Raw genomic sequence first — 12,343 nt, forward strand, 5'->3', positions numbered from 1 at the left:
GTCCAAAGTCTAAACAATTTTATGGAGTATATAAAGACTTCGGTAGTTTGGTTTCGTAAAAAAAATTAATCCTCCATAAAATCCCGATGTAATCTTTTCAAAGGATAAACTACCGAAGTCTCATTTCACATATTTTGTCAAATCACTAAAAAAAACTTGAACGTAGGAGATAATAAAAAATCCCCAGTAGCTTGTGGCCACTGAGGATTTCTTCAATCTGTATAACTCATATTTATGTCATTGCCGTTTTACTTAGCAATGTATAATTTTTCGTGATGTATCGTTCCTGAATCCGTTGTGATTTGGAGTACATACATTCCAGTAGGTAAACTTTCTGAGCTGAAAGGCAATTGATACACTTGACCCGCCTCGGCTTGTCCGTCAAAAACCCTTGCTACTTCACGTCCGTCCATTGTATAAACAGCGGCCACTATGTTTGTAGATTCTACCAAACTAAATTCGATGGTCGTTGATGCTGCAAAAGGATTTGGATAAACTTTCACTCCTTCAAACAATTCACCATCTATATCTGCTTTGGCAATCTTGCCTCTACATCCACCTCTTCTACCGCCACCGCCAGTATTGCGGCCAACGAAGAATTCTCTAACTACAGTAGTTCCTGCACAATCTGTAACAATTACTTCGTAAGTACCGGATGGAATTCCTGTGATAGTAAAATCGGCAGAAGCGTCATCAGCTGGTGCAGTAAAATCACTACTACCACTTGTCGGCCCTGAATAGTTGTACGTATATATTCCACAACTATTGTCCCCTCCTTCTACGGTAATCGTAAAACTAGCATCTACTTGATAACAATTCTCTGGAACAGTAGTCACGTCCGAAATCTGTGGCAACGGATCAGTTTCTACACCATCGTTGGTAAAGACCACGTTTTTGTTGCTACAACCTTCTGCATCTGTCACCGTCAATGTAAATTCTACACCTTGTCCATACACAACTTGGTAATTGATACAACCTGCATCATCAGATGGATAACTTTGAACAGAAGCAAAACCGCCAGAGAAAATCAATTCTACACTGTAAGGCATCACTCCTCCACAAACTTCTGCAACATATACACTTTGACCTGTACCGCTATTGTTAGATACTTGACCTGTACCAGCCAAATTAGGTTGAGGTGTAATATCTCGTTCAAATGAACCAATATCTCTTTGGCCGCTTGTGACAGCAATACCACGTTGGTCAGGCGAATTGTCAGCAGGGTCACCTGCGTCAATTGCTGGACTTGCACACAACAATTCATGGGTGAAAGTCAATCCACCATAATCTGCCAATACATTCAAGAATGGGTCAATAGGACTTCCACTTGTACCGACCAAATCATTTGCTTGGGCAGTAAATAGTCCTGAACCATCTACTCCAATAAGGTTGTAATCCAATGAATTGAATGTACCCATACCTGCTACATCTGAAGATGTGTTAGCTGCAACAATGGTACTACTCAAAGTAGCTGTGCCAGAAGACTGTGCAACTCCACCACCATTGTTAGTAGCGGTATTGTTTGTAACTGTTACAGACTTAAGACTTAGTGTGCCTACGGCAAAAGTACCTCCACCGTTTCCAAGCGTAGAGTTGCCTGAAATAGTACTGTATTGAATCGTTGCGCTTCCACCATTGACATGAACACCACCACCATTACCAGCAGCACCGTCTGCTATGTTGTTAGAAATCGTTGAAGTAGTAACTTCCAATGTTCCGCCGTTGTTGAAGATTCCTCCCCCACCGTCATCACCAGAAGGGCCACTTGCCGTATTCCCATCCACAGTTACATCCGTAAGGGTCATTGTACCAGAACCATTCCACAATCCACCGCCTTCTCTTGCAGCAGTATTGCCATTCACAGTTCCTCTTAGTATCGTCAAATTACCTGCATTCGTGATGTGCATTCCACCTCCATTACCAGGTGCAGAACCTGCCATATTGCCATTCAAAACAACATCGGTTAAGGAAGTCATTGTACCATCTGTAGCTTCAATGCCACCTCCTGCACGCAATGCACTGTTACCAGAAATCTCCGTATCTGAAACGGTCAATGTACCAGAAGCATCATTAAAGATACCACCACCACTGCCAGAACCCATGTCTGCCATATTTCCAGTTATCGTTGCATTCGAAACACTTAGCATACCACCAGCATTGAAGATACCGCCACCACCATTATCGGCTGCCATACCACTTGCTATATTGTTGGTAACAGTTGTGCCATCTACGGTCATCATTCCTGAACCATTCCACAGTCCGCCACCTTCGGCAGCAGCTGTATTTCCATCTACTGTACCGCCTGTCACCATTGAAGTACCAGGGCCTGTCATGTGTAATCCACCACCATTACCAGGTGAAGAACCTGTACTGTTTCCGAGTAAATTTACATTGTTGAGGGTAACAGTACCAGCCGTTACTGAAGAATTGTCTTCAATTCCACCACCTGCTCTTACAGAACTGTTGCCTGAAATTTCACTGTCCTCTACCGTCAATATTCCACCTACATCGTTTAAGATTCCTCCACCGCTACCAGCAGCACCATCCGCTACATTGTTACTAATCGTTGCATTTATAACACTTACAATACCACCAGCATTGAAGATACCGCCACCGCCTTGGTCAAGGGCTGCTCCGCTTGCAGTATTTCCGTCAATTGTTGTTCCATCAACTGTCATGGTTCCTACGCCATTCCACAATCCACCACCTTCTAAAGATGCGGTATTGCCACTAACTGTACCACCTGTTACGTTGGAGTCACCCGCACCTGTGATGTGCATTCCGCCACCATTTCCTGGGGCCATTGCAGTTGAGTTACCATCTAAAGTTACGTTGGTCAATACTACTCCCAAACCTGCACCAGAATTGTCTTCAATTCCACCACCTGCTCTGACAGATGTGTTGCCAGATATTTCGCTGTCATCTACCGTCAATGTTGCACCAACATCGTTCAAGATTCCTCCACCACTACCAGCAGCACCATCCGCTACATTATTGGTAATCATGGCATCATTCGAAATTGCGACAGTACCTGAAAGATTGTAGATTCCTCCACCACCTTGATCAGCACCAGCACCACTTGCAGTATTTCCGTCAATCGTTGTTCCGTCAATTGTCATGGTTCCTGCGCCATTCCACAATCCACCACCTTCGGCAGATGCGGTATTGCCACTTACGGTTCCACTTACAATAGTTGCATCTCCTGCGCCTGTGATGTGTAATCCACCACCATTACCTGGGGCCATTGCAGTTGAGTTGTCATCTAAGTTTACATTGGTCAAGAGAATTCCTAAACCTGCACCAGAATTGTCTTCAATTCCACCACCTGCTCTGACAGATGCGTTGCCAGAAATTGTTGAGCCATCTACATCCACAACACCACCAACATCGTTCAAGATTCCTCCACCGCTACCAGCAGCACCATCTGCTACATTATTGGTAATCATGGCATTTGAAACTGTGACAAGGCCTGAGAGATTGTAGATTCCACCACCACCTTGATCGGCACCAGCACCACTTGCGGTGTTGCCGTCAATTGTTGTGCCGTCAACGGTCATTGTTCCTGAACCATTCCACAATCCACCACCTTCGGCAGATGCGGTATTTCCACTTACAGTTCCACTTACAATAGTTGCATCTCCTGCGCCTGTGATGTGTAATCCACCACCATTACCTGGGGCCATTGCAGTTGAGTTGCCATCTAAAGTTACGTTCGTTAATTCTACTCCCAAACCTGCACCAGAATTGTCTTCAATTCCACCACCTGCTCTGACAGATGTGTTACCAGATATTTCGCTGTCATTTACCGTCAATGTTGCACCAACATCGTTCAAGATTCCTCCACCACTACCAGCAGCACCATCAGCTATATTGTTGGTAATCATTGCGCCATTCGAGATTGCGACAGTACCTGAAAGGTTGTAGATTCCTCCACCACCTTGATCAGAACCTGCTCCACTTGCAGTGTTTCCGTCAATCGTTGTTCCGTCAATGGTCATTGTTCCTGCGCCATTCCACAATCCACCACCTTCGGCAGATGCAGTATTTCCGCTTACTGTACCACTTACAATGTTTGCATCTCCTGCACCTGTGATGTGCATTCCACCACCATTACCTGGTGACATAGCTGTTGAGTTGCCATCTAAAGTTACGTTGGTTAAATCATTGGTAGTACCAGCAGTAGCTTCAATACCACCACCTGCTCTTACAGATGTATTGCCTGAAATTTCGCTATCATCTACGGTTAGTGTACCGCCAAAGTTGAGGATTCCACCTCCACTACCAAGTGCGCCGTCTGCTATGTTGTTGGTAATGGTTGCATTGTCAACATCCAATGTTCCACCACTGTTAAAGATTCCACCACCACCGTCATCGGCTGCTGCTCCACCGCTTGCGGTGTTGCCGTCAATCGTTGTGCCATCAACGGTCATTGTTCCTGAACCATTCCACAATCCACCACCTTCTAAAGATGCAGTGTTGTCATTAACGGTTCCTCCTGTTATGGTTAAAGTACCAGCACCAGTAATGTGCATTCCGCCACCATTTCCTGGTGCGGCTACGGCAGGCGCAACTCCTGCGTTGTTTTCGTTTAAGAAAACATCATCTAAAGTAGTGGACGATACTGCTGTAGCTTCAATCCCCCCCCCTGCACGGTTGGCAACATTGCCAATAATGTCACTTGTGGTAACGATTAAGGTTCCTCCGTTAAAAATTCCCCCTCCGCTGCCAGATGCTCCATCTGCCACATTATCAAAAACACCAGAAAAATTCTGTATAGTTACAGTAGCTCCATCATTGTAGATACCACCGCCTCCATTTGTTGAGGCAGCACCGCTCGCAGTACTTTCAAGGATAGCTACATCGTCAATAGTTAGATTAGTAGTACTTCCACTCACTAAAATAGCACCACCATTATCGGCAACTGCCCCATTGAAGATATCCATACTTTCAAGAACGACTATACCCCCACCACTAATATTGAATATTCTACCATTGGCATTTCCATCAATTAGTGTTACCAATTGACCGTTACCTGTAATGGTTAGATCCTCTGTTGAAGGTATGGAGATAGCGATTTCACCTGAAGTAAGCACAATGGCTGCTCCATCTGTAGCAGCATCGAAAGTGATATCATCCGTAACATCTGCATTGGCTAAAGCGTCAATAACTGCTTGTCGGAGTGTTCCTGCTCCGCTATCGGCTGTGCTTGTCACCACAAAGGATGCTGCGGACAGCGTATAGGTCCCCAAAAGCATAAAAAGGGACGTTAATAAAAGTTTAGACATAAAATTTCGATTCATAGGAAAAGGATTTTAGAAATTAATTGAATAGTTTGTTTTGCCGTTGATTGATAGCTACGAGGTTTTTGGATTTTTGGATTATGCCCTATGAAAAAAAAAAACTCTTTTGATATAGGTAAATATCTAAAACGAAAGCAAATAGTAAGAAGAATGACATTTTTGAAGCAAAAAAAATCTGTTAGACATTAAAATATCTAACAGATTAAAAAAACATAAAAAAATATACTAAACTATATATTTAATTCAGATAAATTAAAACTTATGTGTAACCAATCCACTTCTCAGCTTGGGTTCAAACCAAGTAGTCTTGGGAGGCATTACATTTCCTGAGTTTGCGACATCAATTAATTGTTGAATACCTACGGCATAAATCGAAAAAGCCACTTGCATTTCCCCACTATTTACCCGTTTTTCCAATTCTTTCACACCACGAATCCCTCCTACAAAGTCAATTCTATCGTCTGTTCGTTGGTCTTTGATCCCCAAAATCGGTGCAATAAGGTTGTTGGAAAGTACTGAAATGTCCAAAGATTCGATAGGGTCTGTGGTATTGTAAGTTCCTTTTCTTGCTTTCAATTCGTACCACTCTCCTTCCAAATACATTCCAAAAGTGTAGGGTTGTTTGGGTTTTACTTGCGCCATGCCCATTTCGGTTACTTCAAATTTTTTGGCGATTTCTTGTAAAAATTCATCAGAGCTTAAACCGTTTAGATCTTTCACCACACGATTGTAGTCTATGATTTGCAGCTGGTTGTCGGGAAATAAAACAGAAAGAAAATAGTTATACCCTTCTTTTCCTGTATGGTTTTCATTTTCTTCTCTCATTTGTAATCCTACTTTGGTAGAAGATGCGGCACGGTGGTGTCCATCTGCAATGTAGATGGCTTCAACTTCGGAATCAAATAAATCTACCAAAGTCTGTATAATACTCACATCATCAATGACCCAAAGGGTGTGCTGTATCCCGTCCTCCGCTGTAAAGTCGTATTCAGGTGTTTGTCTGCGGGTCACTTGTTCCATGACTGCATCTATAGCGTTTACTTGTGGATAAGCCATCAATACGGGGCCTGAATGTAATCTAGTAGTTGCAATGTGATTGATGCGGTCTTGCTCTTTGACAGGGCGGGTAAATTCGTGCTTTTTGATGATGTCGTTTTGGTAATCTTCAATACTCGTACAGGTCATCAAACCTATTTGCTGTCTGCCATTCATTGTTTGGGCATAGACATACAAACAGTTTACTCCATCTTGTTTCAACACTCCATCTTTTACAAACTGCTCAAAGTTCTTTTTTGCCGTTTTATATACGATTTTATCGTAAGGATTATCCACTTCTGGTAAATCTATTTCTGAACGGGTAATGTGTAAATAAGAATATGGATTGGACTCTGCTACTGCTTCTTCTCTGTTGAGTACATCATAAGGACGTGATGCGACTTTTACCGCCAATTCTTTTGCAGGCCTATATCCTCTAAATGCCTTAATTGTTGCCATAAATAATACTATTTTATTATACCTGCAAAGGTAGGGAATAATTGGGGAATGATGATGACCGCCTTTGAGGAAACTTCAAATTCATTTATTGCGTGATAACACAAACTTTTTCCTTACTACTCTGATTTAAAAGAATTTATTTATTCTTTTAAAAATACTTGCAGTTTGAAATAGGTTGTTTTGTAAGAATCTTATGCCAGAATGAGAAAATTTTGATACATGCCTATCTGACAATAGGAGAAAGGCTTGATAATTAATCTGCTATCAAAAACTCCGCTTTTGCCACCAATTTATCTTGTTGCCAAACATGGTATAAATATACACCACTTTTGCCGCCCAATTGTTTTACTGTCAATTGGGTATCTAATGGATTGTAGTAAAATTTTTGCAGTTGTTTACCTGATGCATCAAAAATTTGGACAACATAAGGTGCAATAGAATTGGGGTTTTCTATTTCAAAAACAGTTTGGCTGTTAATGGGGTTTGGATGAATACGGACAATGGTGGGTTCGGGCAATTGCAGTTCGGGGGCATCGGTGGGGTTTAGCCATTCGTTGAAGGCTTCTTGTAGCACGTCAATGGGTTCGACTCCAAAATCGGTGAAGGGTACAACAATGTCTAAATAAACGTTTGACTCTGAATCAGTAGGCTTGGCGACTTTAATGTAGGCAGACAAAGAAGATACGCCTTCTTCTAAACAACGCTTATCAGCACCAGGTACATTTGCACCTTGAAGGGCTGCCATGAGTTTTTCTGCTAAGCTACCTTCTGCTCGATTAAACCGTACCTCCATGGAGTCCAAGATTTGTTTGCCCAAAAGTATGTTTCCTTGAATGGCATAGTTTTCACCGAGGATATGACCTTTATAGGCTGTGGTGAATTGTCCTGTGAAACCTGCTGTTCTGGGAACACCATTTTCGTCAAAATCAATAATCCCATATTGTCTTTGGTGGCGGTTGTTTTCTACATCATTGGCAGTTAGCCAAGTGATAACTTCTTGAGGTGATTTTCCTTCTAATAATTGCTGTCCCGCATTTTCTTGGTTGGCTGCGTTCCAAAGAGCCTGTGTGTTGATGGCTCCTCGCCCTGGATATACTCTGCAAATAATCGAAACTCCTCCTGAGCCTGGGAACTGAATATCGTCTAAACAGGATGCTCCTGCACTCCCAACTTCACCTGTCTCAGTATCAACGGCTACAATCGAAAAAGTATCTTGTGCGAAAAGTATTGAAGTCGAAAGGAGTAAGAAAGCTAGAAGTTGGTATAAGTATTTCATTGGAGGAAATTTTTGTGATAACATTTTCTTAGAATGAACGAAAAGCCATAAAATATATTAAACATAAATTATTTATAATAAGTAAGATGCAGATTTTGCACTAAACTTACAAGTATGGTAAATGTTCCTGTCTTGTTATATCATTTATGCAGCTATTCAGCATGTCCTTTTTTTGGCTAAAATACTACTTTTTTCAATACTCAGTCTTCATATTGATGTTTTCAATATTCAAATTTCAACCCTATTTTGTCCAACTTTAGAACGACAGTCAAAATTTGCAGATTGAAGCGGATGTAATTGAAGAAAAACCGCAAGGTTTGGTTTTGTAAGAGGTTGAATTTTAGCCAATTGAGACTACAATGGCTTTTCAGAAACTGGAGTAGATGGATATTGAAGTGACCGAAAATCCAAACTTCAACAATCGGCAATTGCAACAAGAACATGATTTTACATCTCTTTTGAAGTTTTTGGAGAAGATTGTTTGATTTTGTTTTTATTAGTTCAAGTTCTACAATTCAAAATTTTAATACTAATATAATAGTCCACCCACTGTATATATTCATAGAAAATCTGTACGTTTGTTACTAACATAGTCAAAGATTAATTTTTTGATTCAAAAATCACATTAAATCAATATTCTATGAAAAATCTATCTTACATTATTCTTTCTTTTTGTTTTTCGGAAGTTCCAATATTTTATTTGGAGGAATAATTCCATCCTATTTAACTGCCAGTTTTACAGCCAATAAAACCACCATAAAAATTGGAGAAATGGTGACATTCACCGACCAATCTACTTAATAATCCCCCTCCTTTGATAGAGGAATCTTCTGGACTTATTTTTTGATTTTCATCAGTTTGATGCACGTCTTTTTGGAGTTTCCATTGAACCATCGAAGTTTTGTGGGGATTTATGGGGAAATGAAGAAACGATTGGTCAAATCTTGAAATAATGTGATTTTCGCTTTTATACTACAAAAAATGGCTTCACAACTGTTACAAATCCCTACTAACTGCTATTAACACTCAAAGCTATTCACATAACCATCTGGCTTAAAAAATTACTTACTGAACAAATATTTTCATAGCCATTTGTTTATCAAAGTTTTTTACATATTTATTTATACATTTATTTTAATTCATAACCAATCCAATAGTTTTTCGTATATTTGAATAGCAGAAATAGTGAAAAGTAATTTTACCTTTTTGAGGTTTCTTCTCTTCCCCCACCTTTTGTAGAGATACTTAGGCTATCAAGCCATTTACTTTTCTTTAGACTATTCTCATGACCTACTTTTTATCTCTAAAAATTTTTATCTTATGAAACACCTCTCTTTCAAATCCATTCTTTTTGTTTTCACTGTACTGAGCAGCCTACACTTGTCACCGCTTCAAGCTCAGTGTTTTGATTCGCCCAGCGGAATTGCCATTGATGTGACCAATAATTTAATCTATTGGTCAGAAATCGGAAACCAACAAATTCGGAGTGGAAATCTGGACGGCACAGGCACACCCACCATTTTATTTGACTTCTTTGATGGCGTAGGAGAACCCAGAGATGTGGCGATTGATGTAGTCAATGGCGATATTTTTTGGACAGAAATCAATTTCCCTTTTGATGATGATTACATTTTTATTGGCCCCATACAAGGTTCAGGAACAGGCGCACCAAATCCTCTTTACAGCACTACTGTTGATGGTTTGACTGCTCCAAACGGCATTGAAGTGAATCCCACAACTGGCGAACTTTATTGGGGAGAAGTTATCAATCAAGCCATTGTGCAGGGCGATAATACTGCTTCTACTTTCAATCCTCTATTTTTGAATGGAGATGGGGTAGAAGGACCACGAGGGCTTGAAATAGATATTGCAGGGGGAAAAATGTATTGGGCAGACTTTAGCCCTCCTAATCCCACAGGAAGAATTTTTGAAGCGAACATAGACGGGACAGGCTCACCAACACCGATTTACGATTTGGGGCCAGGTACTTTCCCCCACGGTATTGCCATTGATGTTGCCAATGGTTTGATTTATTGGACAGATGTAATTCATGACGAAATCATTGTTGGCAGTTTGGACGGAACAGCTACACCCACCGTTTTATTTGATTATGATGATGGTGTTTTTGGCCCTCGTCATTTGGCTTTGGATGCAGCAGGTGGAAAACTTTATTGGACAGAATTGGAAGATGGCGAGATAGTGTTTGGAAATGCAGATGGCACAGGTACAGTCACTTCGATGTTTGTGAAACTTTGGGATGGCGATGGCGACGGCACTACTTGGGGTGATGCTGCCAATTGGAGTGATGATACCAAACCCGTTGCAGGAGATAGGGTAGTGATTCCGATTGATGCAGATGTAACGATTGATGGAGGAAGTGAAGAAGCATTGGAGGTGTTTCTCGAATTGGGAAGCTCTTTGACAATTGACGATGGCGCAACACTGACTATCGACAATGGCTTTTGTTTGGATGGCATTAAATTGAAGGAAAATGCTTCTTTGACCATCAACGGCACATTGGAAATCTTGGATACCTTTGACGATGGCATTGATTTAACGGTTCATTCGCTAATGACCGTTGGAGCAGCAGGCATTGTCACCATCACTGATTCGGTAGATGATGGCATAGACTTAGAAGGTTCGGCAGTGGTCAATATGGGAATGATAACCATTAAAGGTACTTATGATGCTGCAATCAGCATGATTTCATTGGACGACGTTGCTTCTACTTTTAGCAATCAAGGAACAATCGTAATAGACGAGTCTGCCGACGAAGATGCCTATGATGGAATCGTATTGAGTGGCTCCACTTTTAGTAATTACAACAGCATTGAAATTAATAATGTGTTGAACGATGGCATTCATTTGGACGAGGACGATGATGGAATCACTACCCGTTTTACGAATTACAACGGTGCAAGCATTTTAATCGAAAACACAGGCGATGATGCCATGGACATAGACAACGATAGCGGTGATTTTTTAAACAATGGTTCTATCACTGTAAACACTGCGGTGGATGCGGGCGTGGATCTACAATCTGGGGCTAGCTTCACCAATGACCGCAACCTCACTATTGATGATGTGGCAATAGGTATTGACCAAAAAGGTGGAAAGTTCACCAATAACTGTACATTGACTCTAACAGAAGTAGGATTGGGTATTGGAATTCCAAATGGAGTTTTTGAGAACAACAGCATGATAGATATAACTCTTGCGATAGCGAGTACAGACCAAGCTATATATATAGACAGCGAACTCAACAACAGCACTTGTGGAATCATCAACATCTTCAGCCAACACCAAATCGAAATAGCTGCTTCGGGTACGCTTACCAACGATGGAGTCCTCACCACAGCATTTACAGGTAACAATACTCACGACGGCACTTTCGCCAACAACGGCCAAGTTCGCCCGTCTTCTTACGCATTCACAGGCAGTGCAATTACAGGAAATGCACCTGTCGATGGAGATGTTCCTGCTGCTGCCCCTCTCAATCCATCCGTTTGCAGTACAGGATGTCCTGTCACAGGCGTTCCTACTCTTTCAGAATGGGGATTGTTGATTTTGGCCTTGTCGCTGATGACTTTAGGAACACTTTATTTGATGCAGCCGATATTGGAAGCAAAAAAGCAAGCCTAATCCTTTGACCATTCCTTGTAAGGTTTATATCGGTAATACTTAGGCCTGGAATCAATCCGTATGTGCAACCACGAAACGCCCAAACCCGCAGTACTCAACCACTTCGGCTTTGGGCTTTTCTTCAATGCCTTTTCGTACTCCTCCCCTATCCTCATCCAAAGCTCATCCAATTGGCTATCAGGCACATTTCGCACCACTTTCGCCAAATGAGCATAATTTTCTAATGCTATTTGAGGAGTAGGAACTATCAGCTGTGCATCACCACTTAGATTTGGGAAGGTTAAAATCTCATTACGAGAGTGTTTCTTAAAATATTCTTGAAACGCCCTTTCATCTGCTCGAATATTCTTCAATGTACCGCTATTGACCAATACAAATTCAAAATCTTGCTTCAATTTGTGGGCAGTCATAGGCGGCAATTCCCAAAAAAAGGCTTCAAAAGGCGCATTTACCAAAATGGTATTGTAAAAACTTCGGAATATCGGCGTATTCCCCCAATGATAAATTACCTCTTCAAAAGACATCAAATTTCCATCTTGCAGAATTTGGTATTGAAGTACCTGATTTGGAGTGATTATCTGCTTTTTTATAGTCCACATCCCACCACTAAATTTATGCATCTTCCTTCTCT

At 41.2% G+C, this 12,343-nt stretch carries 6 protein-coding genes; 1 reads left to right on the forward strand and 5 read right to left on the reverse strand.

Annotated features, from left to right (window positions below; genetic code table 11):
• Positions 1-248: 248 nt before the first annotated feature.
• The 4 genes from R3E32_13025 to R3E32_13040 form a co-directional block, all read right to left on the reverse strand.
• Positions 249-5,300 carry a T9SS type A sorting domain-containing protein gene (locus R3E32_13025; protein ID MEZ4885648.1) on the reverse strand — a complete coding sequence of 1,684 codons (5,052 nt, stop codon included), beginning with the start codon at positions 5,298-5,300 and terminating at the stop codon, positions 249-251.
• 252 nt (positions 5,301-5,552) lie between these two features.
• Positions 5,553-6,794 (reverse strand): DUF1015 family protein, encoded by a 1,242-nt coding sequence (locus R3E32_13030; GenBank protein MEZ4885649.1) that lies wholly within the window; start codon positions 6,792-6,794, stop codon positions 5,553-5,555.
• Positions 6,795-7,047: 253 nt separating this feature from the next.
• Positions 7,048-8,070, reverse strand: a complete 1,023-nt coding sequence (locus R3E32_13035; protein ID MEZ4885650.1) for a DUF1028 domain-containing protein — start codon at positions 8,068-8,070, stop codon at positions 7,048-7,050.
• A 723-nt stretch (positions 8,071-8,793) separates the two neighbouring features.
• Positions 8,794-8,964, reverse strand: a complete 171-nt coding sequence (locus R3E32_13040; GenBank protein MEZ4885651.1) for a hypothetical protein — start codon at positions 8,962-8,964, stop codon at positions 8,794-8,796.
• Between the two features lie 426 nt (positions 8,965-9,390).
• Here R3E32_13040 and R3E32_13045 point away from each other — a divergent pair, with 426 nt between their 5' ends.
• Complete coding sequence (locus R3E32_13045) at positions 9,391-11,712, forward strand: hypothetical protein (GenBank protein ID MEZ4885652.1); 2,322 nt, start codon at positions 9,391-9,393, stop codon at positions 11,710-11,712.
• On the opposite strand, the gene R3E32_13050 is transcribed toward R3E32_13045, so the two are convergent.
• A complete protein-coding gene (locus tag R3E32_13050; protein MEZ4885653.1) occupies positions 11,709-12,332 on the reverse strand; it encodes a hypothetical protein in 624 nt (207 codons plus the stop codon). The genes R3E32_13045 and R3E32_13050 overlap by 4 nt on opposite strands.
• Positions 12,333-12,343: the final 11 nt, after the last annotated feature.

This window comes from Chitinophagales bacterium, assembly GCA_041392475.1.
In the GTDB taxonomy this organism is placed as follows: Bacteria; Bacteroidota; Bacteroidia; order Chitinophagales; family UBA2359; genus JAUHXA01.